This is a genomic window from Maricaulis sp., assembly GCF_048270265.1.
In the GTDB taxonomy this organism is placed as follows: Bacteria; Pseudomonadota; Alphaproteobacteria; order Caulobacterales; family Maricaulaceae; genus Maricaulis.
The window spans coordinates 21,481-39,432 of sequence record NZ_JBLWTD010000026.1 but is presented as its reverse complement, the minus strand read 5'-3'; the positions used below and the strand labels follow the sequence as shown (position 1 = coordinate 39,432).

Sequence of the window (17,952 nt, the reverse complement as noted above, 5' to 3'; positions counted from 1 at the left end):
CGGCGTCAAAGGCCTGCGAGAGATTGACCTGGAACACATCGCCGACATGAACATAATCGCGCGCCTTGCGGGCCGCAGCCAGATATCGGGTCTGGGACCAGCGCGGCGACCAGCTGGCGGTGCCGGTCACAGCGATGGATGGCGCCGCCCGGTCCGCACACAGGATATCGGCCAGTTGCATCGCCCGCTCCCGGTCGTGGCCGCGCACGGTCAGCGTTCCGGCCGCCTGGTCGAACTCGGCCCAGGCGGGATAACGCGCAAAGGCGAGCGCCGGCCAGCGTGCCACATGGGAGGGAATCGCCTCGAACGCGCCGGCCAGATCATAGCCGAACAGGCCCGCCAGCACGCCCTCGGCCCGGCCACTGCGAAAATCCGCCTGCAGGGTTTCAAACCCGGTCCGCGATCCATCGTCGAAGGTTTGGCAAGGCCGCGCGAAGATCCGGGCACGGCCATTGCGGCCATCATGGAGCAACAGGGCGCGATCCTCATCCGCCAGGGGCGCAAAGGCCAGCATCGGGTCGCGCCAGGGCCGGACGATCTCGAGCAGGGGCAATGCAGCGGCCTGCAGCATCGGCGTCATCGCTGCAGCCAGCGCTCCCGCAGGGCGGCGCGTTCGGCATCGGTAATCCCGAGCACATCGCGCAGATAGACATCGCGATCGCCAATCGTGGTGAGGGCCGTGCGCAGGAGGTCGGCCTCGACACCGAGAAAGGCGCGCATCACCTCGTCGGGCATCACCTTGCCGTAATCATCCTTCAGGCGCTTGCGCACCATCGGCACCAGGGTGTCGAAATCGACGGCCGCATTGGTCAGCAGGTAGTCCTCGATGATCGCGTCCGGATCGACGCCGAGCTCCTCGAGCACCAGGGCGCAGAAAATCCCGGTCCGGTCCTTGCCGGCGGCACAATGGACCAGAAACCCACTATCGGCCTCGCCCGAGGCCAGGGCCTTGAAACCCTCACGGAAGACGGACTGATTGCCCTTTTCGCGCGGGATACGGCGATAGGCGCTCTGCATATAGCCGCGCACGGCTTCGAGCGAATGATCGCCGGTACGCAGGAATTTGAGGTGCGGCGGCTCGCCATCATCATCGGCGTCGGAGGAAATCACCCGCAGGGCATGATCCTCGGGCCAGGCCGAGGGTTCCGCCTGGCGCTCACGCGGCCGGCGCAGATCGGCAATCACGGCAATGCCCAGCGTGCGCACCAGATCCCGGTCAGCTTCGCTGGAGCGCGAGAAATGGCCGGAGCGGTAAAGGCCCGGGCGTACGCGCGTGCCATCGGCGGCTTCATAGCCATGGAAATGGCGAAAATTGTGAACGCCGTCGAGGGACTGGATCCGTGTCATGTCTTGGAGGTACGCAATCGCCTCGTCTCCGGCAAGGCCGGAAGCGGAAATTTGCCGCGAGTTCCCCTTCAGACCGGTTCCGGGCTGGTGTTTATTCCGACCCAAGACCGTCCGCGCGCAGCTCATCAACCACGGTTTGGTACTGGCCGATCAGGAAACGCTCCTGCGAGGCGAGTTCCTGGAAGCCGATCTGCGTGAATCTCAGGCTCGGCGTGATGTCTTCTTCGCGCATCACCTGCGGACCGGAGAAGACCAGATCCACGATCTGCCGCCAGGTCGCCTCAACGCCGCTTTCCTGCAAGGTATAGACCCGCGCCGTTTCCGACACCGTCTCGTAGGGCAGGACATCGAGATGACCGTGCTGCTGGGCATGCTCCCAGGCGAAGCTGGTCAGGCCCGGCGCATTGATGCCACGCGGCATGATGAGCGGAAGCTCGTCAAACAGCACGCTGCGGCCCGTCGCCGGCTCCGCCTCGATCTCTGCCAGGCGGTCCTGGATCCGTTCGACCACGGCCTCGTGATAGCTGGCCACCGCTTCGAGCCGGCCAATATTGCTTTCCATCTCGGCCACGACCCGGCCCATCGCGATTTCCGCGGCGTGCCGGTCGGCGACATCCTCGCGCCACTCATTGACGATGAAGCCGAGCACCACCGCGAACACAATCAGCGCCGCCTCGACGACAGCACGGCTGAACCATGAGGGCAGTCTGGAAGCAGTGGACGACATGGCAAATTCCCATAGCTGGAGGACCAGACTAGGCAAAATGCCCGCCCGGGAACAGCCCGGATCCTAGCGGAAGGGCGGCTCGTCGAAACTGCGCAGCTTGCGCGAATGCAGCGCCGCGCCGCGGTCCCGCTTGAGGATCTCCACCGTCTCGATACCGGCCGCCAGGTGTTCGGAGACCGATCGTTGATAGAAGAGATTGGCGGCGCCCGGCAGTTTCAGCTCGCCATGCAGCGGCTTGTCGGAGACGCAGAGCAAGGTGCCATAGGGCACGCGCAGGCGCAGGCCATTGGCGGCAATCGTCGCCGATTCCATGTCCACCGCGATGGCGCGCGACTGGTTGATGCGCCGCGCCTGGGCAGCGTAACGCAATTCCCAGTTCCGGTCGGCAAAGGTGGCAACAGTGCCGGTGCGCAGGCGCGCCTTGAGGGCCTCGCCCTTGTCACCGCTGACCTGGGCCACAGCGCTTTCCAGCGCGATCTGGATCTCGGCAATCGGCGGCACGGGAACCTCGATCGGCAGATCCTCGTCGAGCACGCCGTCATAGCGCAGATAGGCGTGGGCGAGCACATAATCGCCGAGCCGCTGGGAATGACGCAGCCCGCCGCAATGGCCGATCATCAGCCAGCACTGCGGGCGCAGCACGGCGAGATGGTCGGTGATGGTCTTGGCGTTGGACGGGCCGACGCCGATATTGACCAGGGTGATGCCGCGGCCGCCCGGTGCCTTGAGGTGATAGGCCGGCATCTGGAAACGCCGCCAGGGCGCACCCTCGACCAGGGCATGGGCATTGGGCGTCTTGGCATCGACTTCGACAAAGCCGGCGGCGGAGAAGGATTCATAGTGATTATCCTCCTTCAGCTGCCGGATCGCCCAGGCCGAGAAGGCGTCGACATAGCGGTGATAATTGGTGAAGAGGATGAATTGCTGCGTATCCTCATAGGGCGTGCCGGTATAGTGGCGCAGGCGCTGCAGCGAATAATCGACGCGCGGCGCGGCAAACAGGCTCAGCGGCCGCACCACGCCCGGGGTCGAGGGGCTCAGCCCGTTGGGCAGGTCATCATTGACCTTGCTCAGATCGGCATAGGGGAAATGGCTGACCAGCTCGGCCGGGCTCGCCGCATCCATGTCGAGATCATCGGCGCCGTCGAGCACGTAGGAAAACGGCATTTCGACATCGGACAATCCGGTCTCGATCGTGATCGCATACTCGTCATTGAGCAGCGTCAATTGCTCGATCAGATAGTCGCGGAACAATTCCGGATGCGTGATCGTATTGGCGTAAACGCCTGTATCCGTGAACTTGCCGAAGGCGCGGCTGACCGGCGGCGGCGGCCCGTCGGGCAGGTAGGTGACCCGCAATTCCGGATAGGCAAAGGCGCCTGCGGCGCGGGCTTCGGGAGAGGGTGGAGGACCGCCATCGAGGAAGGCTTTCAGAGCGGTCTGGAGACGCTCAACGGAGGCCTGGTGCAGCACAATCAGCTGGTCCACGGCGTCGGAAGGCGTTTTCGCGATTTCAAAAGGCATCATCGCCAGTCTCATGCACGATTTTGCAGCAGGGGTAAACGCGAAACTCCCGGATACGGGCAGTATGGGAGCAATAACACACGGAGGGCCAAACAGGCGTTGGCCGCAAGCCACCAGGCCTGTAAGGCAGCCGGGCACCCTCATGTGGGTTGGAGGTCACCATGGATAACGCGCAAGACTGGATCGTTCTGAAATTCGGCGGCACAAGCGTCAAATCGCTGGCCGACTGGCGCGTCATCTCCAAACGCATCGAGACCCTGCGCGCCGAGGGCAAGCGCGTCTTCGTCGTCCATAGCGCCATTGCCGGCATTTCCAACCGGCTCGAAGCCCTGATTGCCGCCGCCATCGCCGGCGATGGCGAGGCGGAGCTGGATGCGATCAAGGTTCAACATCTTGATCTGGCTGACGAACTCGACATTGATGGCGAGACAGTGCTGGCGCCCTTCCTTGGCGAACTGGCCCGTTTGCGGGCCGGTGTGGCGCTGACGGGAGATGCCTCGCCGCGCCTGCGGGCCCGCATCATGGCCCAGGGCGAGCTGATGGCGACCAGTCTTGGCGCCGCCTGGCTCAACCGGGAAGGCACCGCCTGCCAATGGCTCGATGCCCGCGATCTGCTGGCCAGCCGCACCACCGGCGCGGTCAATGGCTATCTCAGCGCTGATTGCGACTACTCGGCCGACCCGGCACTGCAAACCCGTCTGCAAGGCCCGGCCTTCGACACCGTGCTGACCCAGGGATTCATCGCCCGCCGCCCCGACGGCGATACCGCCCTGCTCGGCCGCGGCGGCTCCGATACCTCAGCCGCCTGTTTCGCGGCCAAGCTCGGGGCGCAGCGGCTGGAAATCTGGACCGATGTGCCCGGTTTCTTCTCCGCCGATCCGCGGCTGACCGGCGCGGCGCGCCAGATCAAGGCCCTCAGCTATGACGAGGCCCAGGAGATCGCCTCCATGGGCGGCTCCGTGCTGCATCCGCGCGCCATCGCACCGGTGCGCCAGGCCGGGATCGAGATGCAGGTGCTGTGCACCCACCGCCCGGAAATGAGCGGCACCACGATCAGCGCCACCCCGTCAGAAGACGCACCGCGCCTGAAAGCCGTCTCGGTCAAGTTCGGCGTCCGGCTGATCACCCTCGACAGCGACGGCATGTGGCATGCGGCCGGCTTCCTCGCCAGCGCGTTCGAACCCTTCGCCCGCCATGGCGTCTCGATCGACCTGGTCTCGACCTCGCAGACCAGTGTCACAGTCTCGCTCGATGCCGATCCAAGCCTCACGCCGGCCGTACTGGCAGCCTTGCAGGACGAGCTCGCCACCATTGCCCGCGTCGAGATGATCGAGCATTGCGCGGCCGTCTCCATGGTCGGGCGCGGCGTACGTGCCCTGCTGGCCCAGCTCGGGCCGGCAATGGAGGCCTTTGCCCATTATCCCGTCCGCCTGATCAGCCAGGCGGCGAATGATCTCAATCTCACCGTCGTCGTCGACGAGGACCAGGGCAAGCCGCTCTGCCGCCGTTTGCACGACCAACTGATCCAGCCCAAGCCGCTCGACCCGACCTTCGGCCCGAGCTGGCGCGAGATCGGCCAGATTGATGCCGATACCGGCGCGGCCGGACCGGGCGCCTGGTGGCGCAGCAAGCGCGACGCCCTGCTGGCGCTGTGCCCGTCTGATGCGCCGCTCTATGTCTATGATCTGGAGACCGTGAAGGCACGCGCCGAAGCCGTCGCCTCGCTGCCGCATCTGGACCGCGGCTGGTATGCGATGAAGGCCAATGGCCATCCCGATGTGATCCGCACCGCCGTCGCCGCCGGGCTTGGCGTCGAATGCGTCTCGATCGGCGAGGTTCATGCGGCGATGGCGGCCGTGCCGGACCTGCCCATGGACCGCATCCTGTTCACGCCCAATTTCGCGCCGCGCGCCGAATATGCCGAGGCGATGGCGCTGGGCGTGCATGTCACCCTCGACGGGCTGCACCCGCTGCGCCACTGGCCGGAGATTTTCGCCGGCCGGGAAATCACGCTGCGGATCAATCCCCAGCGCCCCGAAGGCCATCACAAGCATGTCCGCACCGCAGGCCCCGACGCCAAGTTCGGCCTGCACGCCGACGAACTGCCCGAGGGCATCGAACTGGCCGCGAAGGCCGGCGCGAAAATCATCGGCCTGCATGTCCATTCCGGCAGCGGCATCAGCGATCCCGATCATTGGCGCCGGGTCGGCGTTTTCCTGGCCGAGACGGCGCGGGCCCTGCCCGATGTGCGCATTCTCGATCTTGGAGGCGGCCTGGGTGTCGACGAGGCCTCCGGTGCCCGCCGCATCGATATGGAGGCCCTCGGCACCGTGCTCACCGACCTGCACACCGCCTTCCCGCAATACCGGTTCTGGCTCGAGCCGGGCCGTTTCATCATCGCCGAAGCCGGCGTGCTGCTGGCCCGCGTCACCCAGCTGAAACAGACACCCGATGCGCGCTTTGTCGGTATCAATGCCGGCATGAACAGCCTGATCCGCCCGGCCCTCTATGGCGCCCGCCACGAGATCTTCAACCTCACTCACCTCGACGACGCCCCGGCATACGTCGCCGATATCGTCGGCCCGATCTGCGAGACCGCCGACCGGATGGGCGCCCAGCGCCTGCTTCCGGAAAGCTATGAGGGCGACGTCTTCCTGATCGCCAATGGCGGCGCCTACGGCCGGGTGATGGCCTCGAGCTATAATATGAGGGAGCCAGCCGGCGAGGCGGTGATCTGACAGGCGGGACATGCTCCGGCCGCATGGCCGGTGCGTGTCCCGTTTTGCGTGGTGGATACTCGTCCACGAAATGGGGACACGCACCCGCTGAAGCGGGAGCATGCCCCCGAGAAGTTTGGTTATTTTAGTAGCGATGACAATGACTTGCCTCACCGCACCACCAACTTATCCCTGCCCCTGCCGGACGCGCCCATAATAGTTCCACCTTCCGCCCCGGACGGTGCACAGGAAAGGGCGAAGGGGTGGCGCCGGGCCGGCCGCGATCAGGCCGCCCTTAATTGGCTCTCAGGAGCCGGGCTTCACCGGGTTGTGGACGGTCCCGAGGGACACATACAGCAACATACAAGCGCAGACTTCCCGACGGATCGTCCGCAATGCCCCCAGACACATGGTTGCGTGCCTCGACATCGCTGATTCAAAATACAACCCGTTGTCATCCCTGACGAATGTCCCGCGAAAGCGGGACGCAGATCAGGGACCTACCCGTGAGACGAGCTGGATGAGCGGGTAGGTCCCCGCTCTGCGTCCGGCTCAAGGCCGGACATCCGGCGGGGATGACAAATGTTTGGGTCTTTGGCGAAGATGAGTCTGGATCGGCGCCCCTACTCCGCCGGCTCGACCTTCTTCGACTTGCCCTGGTCGAACAGGGCCCAGACGCCCTCATCGCCGTGCCAGTCGCCCTTGGTGGCGCCCTTGGAATATTCCGTGGCGCGGGCTTCGAAGAAATTGGCGTGCTCGACGCCGTTGAGGATTTCCGACAGCCAGGGCAGCGGGTGTTTCTCGATATTGTAGATCTTGGGCAGGCCGAGCTGGCCGAGACGCCAGTCGGCGATATAGCGGATATAGGTCTTGATATCGGCCGGGGTCATGCCCTCGACTTCGCCCATCTCGAAGGCGAGCTCGATGAACTTGTCTTCCAGCGCCACCACGGTGCGGCAGCAATCGACGATATCATCCTTGACCGCCTGGCTCAGCGCGCCGGTTTCCTCGGCGAAGGCGTGGAAGAGCTTGATCATGCCTTCGCAATGCAGGCTCTCGTCGCGAATTGACCAGGTGACGATCTGGCCCATGCCCTTCATCTTGTTGAGGCGCGGGAAATTCATCAGCATGGCGAAGGAGGCGAACAGCTGCAGGCCTTCGGTGAAGGCGCCGAACATGGCGACGGTGCGCAGGATGTCCTCATTGGTGTCGACGCCGAATTTCTGCATGAAATCATGCTTATCGGCCATCGCCTTGTAGTCCATGAAGGCGGAGAACTCAGAGTCGGGCATGCCGATCGTCTCGAGCAGGAGCGCATAGGCCGCGATATGGATGGTTTCCATATTCGAGAAGGCCGACAGCATCATCTTCACCTCGACGGGTTTGAAGACGCGCGCATAGCGCTCCATGTAATTGTCGTTCACCTCGATGTCGGACTGGGTGAAGAAGCGGAAGATCTGGGTCAGCAGATTGCGCTCATTGTCATTGAGCTTGGTCGCCCAGTCCTTGCAGTCCTCACCGAGCGGAACTTCTTCCGGCATCCAGTGAACCTGTTGCTGCTTCTTCCAGAAATCATGCGCCCACGGATAGCGGAAAGGCTTGTAGGCGTGGCTCAGGGTCATCAGACCCGGAATGTCAGCGGATTTCTCGGTCATAGCGGCTCACCTCAGGCAAATGGGAATCGGTTTCGACCCGACACACAACATATTGCGTCTGTGGTTAGCAAAACGTCTACAGCTAGATGCGGGTTGGCGTGAGTTTGTCGGGGAAAAAGTGAGTCTACCAGCGCCAATTCACGGTCACGGCACCGAATTGCTCATTCTCGCGGAACTTGTCGACGCCGACGACATAGCGGTAATTGCGCTGGACATAGGCGAGCGAGAGATCGACCTCGCCGACGCGGACCGCGACGCCGGCCTGGGCATCGCCGATCACTTCACGATCGGTCATGTAGACGGCGCGGTTGAAATCCATGCCCTGGGCCGGATCATACATCAGCGCGCGGCGGTCGGCGCCAGCGAAGACGTACCAGCTGGGATAGTCATCAGCGAGATAGCGGCCGATGCGGACCTCGGCACCGGCACCGGCGGCGGAGCCATCGGGACCGACACTGACCCCGGCGCGCGGCGTCAGGGAAACATCCAGCTCATCGCCCTCGCCGCGTGAAACGAAGGCCCGTTCGTAATTGACCGCGACGACGGTCTCGCGGGCGGCGGGATTGACCACCACCGGCGAATGCTCGCCCTCACCCGGACGCACAATGCCGAAACTCGCATCGCGCGCGGCTTCATCGAGCAGGGCGATCTTGATCGTACCGGCCGCGCCCATATCGAACTGCGCCGCCGGCTCCACGGTCATCGCGGCAAAGGCGTCGCGATCAGCATCGCCGGAATTGAGCGACAACGCCGTCATGGCGACACGGGCAGCAGATGGCGAGAGCGGGCGGACGGTGGGCTGGGTTTCAAACTGGCCCTGGATCATCTGGCTGGTCGAGGCCCATTCGGACCTCGCCGAACCGGGAGTGGTCAGCACATAGCTGGTCCCGGCGAAGGCAATGACGCCGGCGCAAAGCAATTGTGATGTTCGTCCCAGACGCATCGCGCTCTCCCCAGAAGCGATACAAGCAAATCCACAGCGCCCCTGCACCCGGATTCACCCTCAAGGAGAGTGAGGTTAATGCGCTTCGCGACGTTGAGTCCACCAGATTGCAAGCCGGGCGGGCAGATTTCTCGCCAGCACGCCAATGGTTCCGGTGCAGGCCGGACATGAAAACGCCGGCATCCCGAAGCGGGAAACCGGCGCTTTTCAATCAGTTGCGATGCGAGACCTATTGGCAGGCGAGGCATTCCTCGTAATCGGTCGGGGCCGCGGCCGCGAGCGACTCCTCGATCTCGGACTTGTTCTGCGAACCGGCATAGGCGGTGCGCTGGACCGATTTGGAGCGGCAGTAATACAGCGATTTCACGCCGCGCTCCCAGGCCGTCCAGTGCAGCATGTGCAGATCCCACTTATTGATATCGCCCGGCAGGAAGACATTGAGCGATTGCGACTGGCACACGAATGGCGTGCGATCAGCGGCATGCTCGATCACCCAGCGCTGGTCGATCTCGAAGGCGGTGCGGAACAGCGCCTTCTCGTGCTCGTCGAGCGCGTCGAGATGCTGGACCGAGCCCTCATTCTCGAGGATGGAGGACCAGGTTTCCGGAGTATTGAGCCCTTTCTCTTCGAGCAGGGCTTCGAGTTGCGGATTCTTGACCGTGGTCGAACCCGACAGGGTCTTGTGGGTGTAGACATTGGCCGGGATCGGCTCGATGCCGGCGGAGACACCGCCGCAGATGATCGAGATCGAAGCGGTCGGCGCAATCGCCAGCTTGTGCGAGAAGCGCGCCTTGACGCCATTCTCCTCGGCATCACGGCAGGCCCCGCGTTCTTCAGCCAGCGTCACCGAAGCGGCATCGGCATGGGTGCGGATATGCTTGAACATTTTCATGTTCCAGGATTTCGCCATCGCCGATTCAAACGGGGCATTCATCTGCTGCAGGAAGGTGTGGAAGCCCATCAGGCCCAGACCGACCGACCGCTCGCACATCGCCGAATAGACAGCGCGTTCCATTTCCGGCGGCGCGCGATCGATGAAGTCCTGCAGCACATTGTCCAGGAAGCGGAAGATATCCTCGATAAAGGTCGGATCATCCTTCCACTCGAGGAATTTGGTCGCATTGAGCGAGGACAGGCAGCACACGGCGGTGCGGTCCTTGCCCTTGTGGTCGAAACCGGTCGGCAGCATGATTTCCGAACACAGGTTCGACTGGCGAACCTTCAGGCCGAGCTTGCGCTGGTGGGCCGGCAGGTTGTCATTCACCGTGTCGGAGAAAATGATATAGGGCTCGCCGGTCTGCAGGCGCAGCTCCATCACCTTCTGCCAGAGCTTGCGGGCGTTGACGGTCTTGACGACCTCCTTGCTCTTCGGAGAGAGCAGCTCGAATTCCTTGTCATCGCGAACCGCTTCCATGAAGGCGTCGGTGATGTTGAGGCCGTGATGGAGGTTGAGCGATTTGCGATTGAAATCGCCGGACGCCTTGCGGATTTCGAGGAATTCCTCGATTTCCGGATGGTGGATGTCGAGATAGACGGCAGCCGAGCCGCGGCGCAGCGAGCCCTGGGAAATCGCCAGGGTCAGGCTGTCCATCACGCGGATGAAGGGAATGATGCCGGAGGTCTGGCCGTTGACGCCGATCTTCTCGCCGATCGAGCGCACATCGCCCCAATAGGTGCCGATGCCGCCGCCATTGGAGGCGAGCCAGACATTCTCCGTCCAGGTGCCGACAATATCGTCGAGCGAATCGCCGACGGAATTCAGGAAGCAGGAGATCGGCAGGCCGCGATCGGCGCCGCCATTGGAGAGCACGGGCGTGGCCGGCATGAACCAGAGATTCGAGATATAGTCATACAGGCGCTGGGCGTGCTCGGCATCGTCGGCATAGGCCGTGGCGACGCGGGCAAACATGTCCTGATAGCTCTCGCCGGGCAGCAGATAGCGGTCTTCCAGCGTGCGCTTGCCGAACTCGGTCAGCAGGGCATCGCGGCTGCGGTCGATGCGGATCGATTCCACCACGCGCAGATGCGTTGCCGCATTGTTTTTCGGCTGCCCGCGACGGGGGGTACGGACGACGTCCGCGCCGCTGTCTATCTTGCGGCTGGTGGCCGAATCCGGTGGCGTCATGATGGTCATGCTCCTCAACTCCGAGACAATCCTTGCCCGCGGTCCGCGCAGGATGATTCGCGTACCCGGCAGGCCTGAATGGCCGGAAATTCCTGTATAGTGTGTCGCCGTCTCCGGCTGACCCAACATATAGTGGATCAACCTTTGGCCCGCGGTCAACGGTGCAAACCGGTCGAAAGCGGTTTTTTTAGTTAATGACCGATTAATGACGGACACAAGCCGGCATACCCGGTTAATCTCCCGGGCACGGCTCATAAACAATGCGTGGTGCGGCTTGAGACCTGCTCAGGAAAGATTGAGCAATTCCGGATCCCCGCCCTGGGCGGCGATGTTGACGGTGACACAGCGCTCGCCCGCAAAACGGTGCAGATAGTGTGGTCCGCCGGCCTTCGGTCCCGTGCCTGACAAGCCCTCTCCGCCGAAGGGTTGAACCCCGACAACGGCCCCGGTCATCGACCGATTCACATAGACATTCCCGGCCGGCACCGCCGACTGGATTTGCCTGTGGAAACTCTCGAGCCGGGAGTGAATGCCCAGGGTCAAACCATAGCCCTTGTCCGCCAGCGCGGCGGCCATGTCGTGCAACTGGTGCCGCTTGTATCGGATCACGTGCAGAATCGGACCGAACACTTCGCGCTCCAGCAGATCGAGCGAGGGAAGCTCCACCAGCGCCGGGCCGAAATAACATCCGGTCTCGCCCCAATTGCCCGCGTCGAGATGGCGGATGACCTCGCCCTGGGATTCCATGCGGTCCATATGACTGAACAGGATTTCGCGCGCCTCGCCATCGATCACCGGTCCGACATCGGTGGCCGGGTCGGCCGGATCGCCGATCGCCAGCTCATCCATGGCGCCGGCAATGGCCTTGATCATCTCGTCGGCAATATCCTCGGGCACCAGGATAATGCGCAGCGCCGAACAGCGCTGCCCCGCCGAGCCAAAGGCCGACAGCACGGCATCATCGACCACCTGTTCACGCAGCGCCGTGGTGTCGACGAACATGGCATTGAGCCCGCCGGTCTCGGCGATCAACGGTGCGATCGCGCAATCGCGTGCCGCAAGGGAGCGATTGATCATGCGGGCAACATCGGTCGAGCCGGTGAAGGCCACGCCCGCCGTGCGCGGATCATAGGTCAGCGCCGCGCCGACACTCTCGCCGCGTCCGGGCAGGATGTGCAGCACATCAACCGGCAGCCCGGCCTTGAAGAACAGCCGTGCCGCCTCATAGGCGATCAGGGGCGTCTGTTCCGCCGGTTTGGCGATCACCGCATTGCCCGCGGCGAGCGCCGCCGCCAGCTGGCCGGTGAAGATCGCCAGCGGGAAATTCCACGGACTGATACAGACAAACACACCGCGCCCCTTGAGGCCGAGATGATTCGTCTCGCCTGCCGGTCCGGGCAGACGCACCGGAGCCTCGAATTCGCGCTCGGCCTGGGCCGCGTAATAGCGGCAGAAATCCGCCGCCTCGCGTACTTCGGCGACACCGTCGGCAAGGGTCTTGCCGGCTTCGCGCGCCATCAGCGCCAGGAAGCGGTCGGCGTCGGCCTCGAGGGCATCAGCCATGGCGCGCAGGATCGCACCGCGGGCCTTGCCGCCGCGCGCATCCCAGATGCGCTGGGCCGCCACCGCCAGTTCGAACGCCGCGTCGATATCCTCGGTCGTCGCCTCAAGCACCGTGCCGACGATTCGTGAACGCTCGACCGGGCTGGTAACCGGCATTTCCTGTCCGGCGCGGGCGACACCGCCAAGCCGGGCGATACCACCGACCAGCGGCGCGGACACGATCGGCCCCGCCGCGTCGAGCGCCTCGACGGCTTTCGCGAGCCGTTCGCGCACGCTGGCCTGGGACAGGTCGATCCCGGCAGAATTGGCGCGCTCGTCGCCGTAAAGCTCCATCGGCCGGGCGATCGAGGGATGCCGGGCAAGCTTGCCGGTGCCGTCGAAGGGACCACGCGCCACATCCTCGGCCGGCACGTCCGGATCGAGGAAGGAATGCACGAAGGAGGTGTTGGCACCATTCTCCAGCAGACGGCGAACGAGATAGGGCAACAGGTCCTCATGGCTGCCCACCGGGGCATAGACCCGCACCGGCGCTTCGCCATAGGCCTCGCGCGCGGCGAGATAGAGCGCTTCACCCATCCCGTGCAGGCGCTGGAATTCATAACTCTCGACACCGGCCTGTTCGGCCAGGTCGCGCACCGCACAGAGCGAATGCGCATTATGGGTCGCGAACTGACCATAAATGGCGTCGGGCGCGGCGAGCATGGTGCGCGCGCAACCGAGGAAGTTGAGATCGGTCGCCGGCTTGGTGGTCCAGACCGGGAAGTCCGGCCAGCCCATCTGGTGGGCCAGCTTGATCTCGGTGTCCCAATAGGCGCCCTTGACCAGGCGCACGAGCAGGCGGCGATTGGTCGAGCGGCCCAGGGCAATCAGGCGCTCGATCACCAGCGGTGCGCGTTTTTGATAGGCCTGGACGGCGAGGCCGAGACCGTTCCAGCCCTCCAGCTCGGGCTCGCGAGCGAGGCGTTCGAACAATTGCAGCGACAGCACGAGGCGGTCGCTCTCCTCGGCGTCGAAGCAAAGGCTGATATCATGGGCCTTGGCGGCGCGGGCCTGTTCGAGCAGGAGCGGATAGACTTCCGCCATCACGCGGTCGCGCTTGACCGCGTGCAGCCGCGGGTGAAGCGCGGAGATCTTGACCGAAACGCCATGGACCTGCTCGACCGGTCCGGTGCCGCGCGCAGCGCCGACTACGGCGATCGCGTCGAGATAGCGCTGCTGGTAACGCGCGGCGTCGGCGGCGGAACGGGCGCCCTCACCGAGCATGTCGAAGGAACACAGCGTCGCGCCGGCCTTGCGGCCACGCTTGAGCGCTTCCTTGATGGTGCGGCCGAGCACGAATTGCTCGCCCATGATCCGCATCGCCTGCATCACGGCAGCACGAATCACCGGCTCGCCGAGTTTCTGTGTCATCTTGCGCAGGTAGAGCGAAGGGTTCTTGCGGGCTTCCGGGTCGATCTCGATCACGCCGCCGGTCAGCATCAGACCCAGGGTCGAGGCATTGACGAGCCAGCTTTCCGACTTGCCGGCATGGCCGCTCCAGTCGCCGCCGGAAATCTTCTCGGCGATCAGACGGTCGGCGGTCTCGGCATCGGGCACGCGCAGCAGTGCCTCGGCGAGACACATCAGGGCAAGCCCCTCGCGGTTGGACAGCCCGAATTCCTGCAGGAAGGATTCCATCAGGCCGCGATTGCGGCTTGAGGCGCGCGCGCGTTCGACCAGTTTGATCGCGGCGGTGCGGATGCGCACCTGGGCCTCGTCATCCAGGCCGGTCCGGTCAGCCAGATGGCTGACGGCCTCGTTCTCATCGGCGAATTTCACCGTGTCGAGGCTGTCCCAGTTTATGCTGTCGCGAGGCCGAATAGTCACAGCGGGATCTCCTTTACCAACCGGCCGGAATGGCCTGCCAGGGAATGGCCGGGAGAATGATGCCGGCTTTCCGGCGCGGCAAGTCCACTGAGCTGTTTGCCCGGCGGTGCCGGCATCCGGCCCCGACGCCCCGTTTCGCCGAAGCCGGCCCGCCGGGAGGAAAACTTGCGCCGGAAGGGCGAAATCGCCAGGGCCGGTGATGAAATTTTCACGGCAAACCGGTGCGGGGCAAGATACTTCACCTTGACCGTCACTGCTTTTCCAGCCCAATTCCCCCGGTACCGGCGTGCCGGTGCGCGGCGGCGAACCGGCCCGGCCCGGGCCAACCGCTTTCGCCGCTTCAATGCCCGCGATTGCCCGCTATGCTGGGCCAGAGACAGGACGTGCCTGCCAGAGCCTGGCGCCGCCCGTAGCAAGAAGGCCGACAGATAAACGCGATGACCGAACAAACCGAACACGACGACACCAGCGCCGAAGACACCCTGCCCGCCACGACAGGCGATTCGGATGACGCGGCGAATGGTGGCGATGAGCGCCCGCAGCGCATCATGCTGGTGACCGATGCCTGGGAACCGCAGATGAATGGCGTTGTGCGCACCCTCTCGCGCACCGTCGCGGAATGCCGCGCCATGGGTCATGAGGTCGAGGTGATCCATCCCGGCCTCGGCTACAAGACGATGCCGCTGCCGACCTATCCGGAAATCCAGCTCGCCTTCGGCGCCCGCAAGGATATCGCCCGGCGCTTCAAGGAATTCGAACCGGAAGCGATCCATATCGCCACCGAAGGCCCGCTCGGCATGGCCGCACGCGCCATCTGCGTGAAGTGGAAACTGCCATTCACCACCAGCTATCACACCAAATTCCCGGAATATGTCCACGCCCGCTTCCCGCTGATCCCGGTCGCGGCCGGCTATGCCTTCATGCGCTGGTTCCACAATGCCGGTGGCCGCATGATGGTGACGACGCCGTCCATGCGCGACGATCTCGCCGCGCGCGGCTTCAAGAACCTCACCCCCTGGGCGCGCGGCGTCGATACGGTGCAGTTCAATCCGGACAAGCGCCTGGTTGACGGCAAGGACGTCTATGAAGGTCTGGAACGGCCGATCTGGGTCAATGTCGGACGCATCGCGGTCGAGAAGAATATCGAGGGTTTCCTCGAGCTCGACCTGCCGGGCACCAAGGTTGTGGTCGGCGACGGTCCGCAAAAGGAAATGCTGGCCGAGAAATATCCCGAAACCGTCTTCCCGGGATCAAAATTCGGCGATGAGCTGGCGCGCTATTTCGCCGATGCCGATGTCTTCGTCTTCCCGAGCTGGACCGACACATTCGGCCTGGTCAATCTGGAAGCCATGGCCTGCGGCACGCCGGTTGCCGCCTTCCCGGCCCACGGGCCCAAGGACATCATCCCGGGCTCGGGCGGCGGCTTCATCAATGAGGATCTGCGCCAGGCCTGTCTCGATTGTCTCGAGATCGACCGCGCCGCGCCGCGCGCCCATGCCGAGAAGCATTCCTGGCACCAGTGCGCGATCGATTTCATCATCAATCTGAAACCCCAGCCCAAGCCGGAACGGCGCCGCTTCTGGCAGCGCCTGCGCCGCCGGCGGGTCGAAGACTAGAACCCGAACAAAAAACGCCGCCCCGAGGGGCGGCGTTTTCCGTTTCAGACTGGCGGACGCTCTATTCCGGCGCCTGCGTCATCGCGCTCAGCGAACGGGCGGCTTCGCCCATGGCTTCGCGCTCGCCATCGGGCAGCGGGATCAGGCCGCGATCGGTGAGATAGCCATACTCGCCCCAGGCATCGTCAGAGGTGAATTCGGCAACATACTCGGCCAGGCCCGGCACGAGATCGGCATGCTGGTTCTTCACATAGAAGTAGAGCGAGCGCGAAATCGGGTAGGTGCCATCGGCGATGTCCTCGAATTCCGGCGTCATGCCGTCGACGATGGCGCCATGCAGACGATCTGAATTCTGGTCGAGGAAGGAGAAGCCGAACACGCCGAAGGCGTCGGGCGTATTGGTCAGGGTCTGGACGATGGCGTTGTCATTCTCGCCGGCATCCACCCAGCTGCCATCCTCGCGGATACGGCTGGCAATGCCTTCGAAGCGATCGCCATCGCTGTCCTTCAGCGCGGCCATGCAGGCAATGCCCTCGGCGCCGCCCTGCATCGCCAGTTCGACGAATGCGTCACGGGTGCCCGACGTTGGCGGCGGCCCGAAGACCTCGATGCGCTGGCCCGGCAGCGACGGATCGATATCCGACCAGCGGCTGTAGGGGTTGGCGACAAAGCTGGAGCAGCTGTCATCGGCCGGCACTTCGGCGGCCAGGGCGAGCCAGAGCTGGGTCAGGGTGATTTCCATCGGCGGATTGCCGTGATCGGCGGCACCCAGAACGATACCGTCAAAACCGATGCGGACCTCGGTGATCTCGCGGACGCCATTATTCTGGCAACGCTCGTATTCGGAAGCGTGCATGCGGCGCGAGGCATTGGTGATGTCCGGCTGGTCAAGGCCGACGCCGGCGCAGAACAGGCGGAAACCGCCGCCCGAACCGGTCGATTCGACGACCGGCGTCGAAAAGCGCGTCTTGGCACCGAAGGATTCGGCAACGGCGGTCGAGAACGGGAAAACCGTCGAGGAACCGACAATGCGGATCTGGTCGCGTTGCTGGGCCTGCGCCCCGGCGCCGAGCGCCAGGATTGCGGCGATGGCCGCGATGGGGGTGGTGAGTTTCATGCGTCTGTTTCCCTTTTCATTCAGAGAAGATGGTACAGGATTGGACCTGAACCGGTGATGTCTAGAAGTCCCACTGCACGCGGATTTGCGGCCCGGAAACATCCGTCGCCGCCGCACCCGGCACGCTCGCTTCGCCGGTCACATAATTGGCCATGACGCGGAAATGATCCTCGACATACCAGTTCATGCCCAGCGTCCATGTCGTCAATTCGCCCGCCGCAACCTCATTGAGGTCGGAGTAATCATAGCGCGCGGCGAGCTCGAGGGCACCATAGCCGCCCTCGGAGACCGGCCTCGCCGGACGGGTACGGCTGAATGTGCCGCTGGATGTGCTGTAGCTGCGGGTCTCGCCGGTGATGAAATAGCCGAGATTGACGAAGGCGCTGTCGAAGCGCGGGCTCGATGCCGGTCCGTCGACCTCCATCGTCATGTATTCGGCGTGGGCGTGGAACGGGCCTGAGACCAGCGCCGCCTCGAGACCGAGCAGGGTCGAGCTGTCGGCTTCGCCCAGCGCACTGGCAGGGCGGAAATCGGCCGTGACAATGCGGTCGGTCAGGTGCGCGTCCGGCCGCACCGCAACCCGGGTGCCGGCATTGCCGTAATCCATCTGCCGCAGCGAGGCGCCGAGATGGACCAGCAGCGCGTCGGTGTGAACCGGCAGATAGGTGACCCGTGCCGCCAGGGCCGAGCTGTCATCGAGCTCCAGGCTGTCGGAGAGATCACCCGGACGGCCGCCATAGATCCCGGCCTTG

General features: G+C 64.2%; 12 protein-coding genes and 1 pseudogene. 2 read left to right on the top strand and 11 right to left on the bottom strand.

The window, feature by feature from the left end:
• The 4 genes and pseudogenes from ACN0YF_RS12660 to ACN0YF_RS12645 all read right to left on the bottom strand — a co-directional run.
• A pseudogene (locus ACN0YF_RS12660) lies at nt 1-580 on the bottom strand (hypothetical protein); the annotation flags it as partial.
• Nucleotides 577-1,347 (bottom strand): tyrosine-protein phosphatase, encoded by a 771-nt coding sequence (locus ACN0YF_RS12655; protein WP_417494657.1) that lies wholly within the window; start codon nt 1,345-1,347, stop codon nt 577-579. The gene ACN0YF_RS12655 and the pseudogene ACN0YF_RS12660, both read right to left, overlap by 4 nt.
• Nucleotides 1,348-1,438: 91 nt before the next feature.
• The gene (locus tag ACN0YF_RS12650) at nt 1,439-2,074 is read right to left on the bottom strand and encodes a hypothetical protein (RefSeq protein ID WP_417494656.1); all 636 of its coding nucleotides are present in this window, start codon (nt 2,072-2,074) and stop codon (nt 1,439-1,441) included.
• Between the two features lie 63 nt (nt 2,075-2,137).
• Entirely contained in the window at nt 2,138-3,601 is a 1,464-nt protein-coding gene (locus tag ACN0YF_RS12645) for an AMP nucleosidase (protein WP_417482355.1), read from the bottom strand.
• Nucleotides 3,602-3,759: 158 nt separating this feature from the next.
• Between ACN0YF_RS12645 and ACN0YF_RS12640 the strand changes: the two genes are divergently transcribed.
• Nucleotides 3,760-6,336, top strand: coding sequence for a bifunctional aspartate kinase/diaminopimelate decarboxylase (locus ACN0YF_RS12640; protein WP_417494655.1), 2,577 nt, complete (start codon nt 3,760-3,762; stop codon nt 6,334-6,336).
• A gap of 602 nt (nt 6,337-6,938) precedes the next feature.
• Here ACN0YF_RS12640 and ACN0YF_RS12635 read toward each other — a convergent pair.
• The 5 genes from ACN0YF_RS12635 to ACN0YF_RS12615 form a co-directional block, all read right to left on the bottom strand.
• A complete protein-coding gene (locus ACN0YF_RS12635; RefSeq protein WP_417494654.1) occupies nt 6,939-7,970 on the bottom strand; it encodes a ribonucleotide-diphosphate reductase subunit beta in 1,032 nt (343 codons plus the stop codon).
• A gap of 124 nt (nt 7,971-8,094) precedes the next feature.
• Nucleotides 8,095-8,913, bottom strand: coding sequence for a lipid A-modifier LpxR family protein (locus ACN0YF_RS12630; RefSeq protein WP_417482360.1), 819 nt, complete (start codon nt 8,911-8,913; stop codon nt 8,095-8,097).
• Between the two features lie 229 nt (nt 8,914-9,142).
• Entirely contained in the window at nt 9,143-11,038 is a 1,896-nt protein-coding gene (locus ACN0YF_RS12625) for a ribonucleoside-diphosphate reductase subunit alpha (protein WP_417494659.1), read from the bottom strand.
• Nucleotides 11,039-11,323: 285 nt separating this feature from the next.
• Nucleotides 11,324-14,467 (bottom strand): bifunctional proline dehydrogenase/L-glutamate gamma-semialdehyde dehydrogenase PutA, encoded by a 3,144-nt coding sequence (putA, locus tag ACN0YF_RS12620; protein ID WP_417494653.1) that lies wholly within the window; start codon nt 14,465-14,467, stop codon nt 11,324-11,326.
• Nucleotides 14,464-14,721, bottom strand: coding sequence for a hypothetical protein (locus tag ACN0YF_RS12615; RefSeq protein WP_417482362.1), 258 nt, complete (start codon nt 14,719-14,721; stop codon nt 14,464-14,466). The genes putA and ACN0YF_RS12615 overlap by 4 nt, the downstream gene beginning before the upstream one ends.
• 294 nt (nt 14,722-15,015) lie before the next feature.
• Here ACN0YF_RS12615 and ACN0YF_RS12610 point away from each other — a divergent pair, with 294 nt between their 5' ends.
• Entirely contained in the window at nt 15,016-16,083 is a 1,068-nt protein-coding gene (locus ACN0YF_RS12610) for a glycosyltransferase family 4 protein (RefSeq protein ID WP_417494658.1), read from the top strand.
• A 61-nt stretch (nt 16,084-16,144) separates the two neighbouring features.
• Here ACN0YF_RS12610 and ACN0YF_RS12605 read toward each other — a convergent pair whose 3' ends face one another.
• Complete coding sequence (locus ACN0YF_RS12605) at nt 16,145-17,200, bottom strand: substrate-binding domain-containing protein (protein WP_417494652.1); 1,056 nt, start codon at nt 17,198-17,200, stop codon at nt 16,145-16,147.
• 61 nt (nt 17,201-17,261) lie between these two features.
• The coding region (locus ACN0YF_RS12600) for an OprO/OprP family phosphate-selective porin (protein WP_417494651.1) at nt 17,262-17,952 on the bottom strand (691 nt) is incomplete at its 5' end.

Excerpts from the sequence above, each read along its gene's own strand:
- ACN0YF_RS12655 (WP_417494657.1), bottom strand. The coding sequence starts at position 1,347 with ATGACACGGATCCAGTCCCTCGACGGCGTTCACAATTTTCGCCATTTC.
- ACN0YF_RS12650 (WP_417494656.1), bottom strand. The coding sequence starts at position 2,074 with ATGTCGTCCACTGCTTCCAGACTGCCCTCATGGTTCAGCCGTGCTGTC.
- ACN0YF_RS12645 (WP_417482355.1), bottom strand. The coding sequence starts at position 3,601 with ATGATGCCTTTTGAAATCGCGAAAACGCCTTCCGACGCCGTGGACCAG.
- ACN0YF_RS12640 (WP_417494655.1), top strand. The coding sequence starts at position 3,760 with ATGGATAACGCGCAAGACTGGATCGTTCTGAAATTCGGCGGCACAAGC.
- ACN0YF_RS12635 (WP_417494654.1), bottom strand. The coding sequence starts at position 7,970 with ATGACCGAGAAATCCGCTGACATTCCGGGTCTGATGACCCTGAGCCAC.
- ACN0YF_RS12630 (WP_417482360.1), bottom strand. The coding sequence starts at position 8,913 with ATGCGTCTGGGACGAACATCACAATTGCTTTGCGCCGGCGTCATTGCC.
- ACN0YF_RS12625 (WP_417494659.1), bottom strand. The coding sequence starts at position 11,038 with ATGACGCCACCGGATTCGGCCACCAGCCGCAAGATAGACAGCGGCGCG.
- ACN0YF_RS12610 (WP_417494658.1), top strand. The coding sequence starts at position 15,016 with ATGCTGGTGACCGATGCCTGGGAACCGCAGATGAATGGCGTTGTGCGC.
- ACN0YF_RS12605 (WP_417494652.1), bottom strand. The coding sequence starts at position 17,200 with ATGAAACTCACCACCCCCATCGCGGCCATCGCCGCAATCCTGGCGCTC.